This is a genomic window from Actinotalea ferrariae CF5-4, assembly GCF_000603945.1.
Classification (GTDB): Bacteria; Actinomycetota; Actinomycetes; order Actinomycetales; family Cellulomonadaceae; genus Actinotalea; species Actinotalea ferrariae.
The window spans coordinates 1-252 of sequence record NZ_AXCW01000474.1 but is presented as its reverse complement, the minus strand read 5'-3'; the positions used below and the strand labels follow the sequence as shown (position 1 = coordinate 252).

Annotated in this window: 1 protein-coding gene; it reads right to left on the bottom strand. The window is 73.8% G+C overall.

Translation table 11 applies throughout. The annotated features are described in order from the left end of the window. A partial coding sequence (locus N866_RS18875; protein ID WP_034229725.1) for a transposase occupies nucleotides 1-252 on the bottom strand: 252 nt, incomplete at both ends.

Sequence of the window (252 nt, the reverse complement as noted above, 5' to 3'; positions counted from 1 at the left end):
GACCTCGACGGCGAGGTGCTCGGGGTTGGCGAACAGCGCGTCGATCCGCGCGCGTTGGCGGTCGGTGAGCAGGTCCGCGCCGGTGTGCAGGGTCCGCCGCGCCTTGTAGAGCGGGTCCCCGGCGCGTCCGCGGTGACCGTGCAGGTCCTGCTGGATCCGCCGCCGGCACCGGTCCAACGCGTCCCCGGCCAGGCGCGCGACGTGGAAGGGGTCCATGACCGCTGTCGCTTTGGGGAGCTCTTCGGTGGTGGC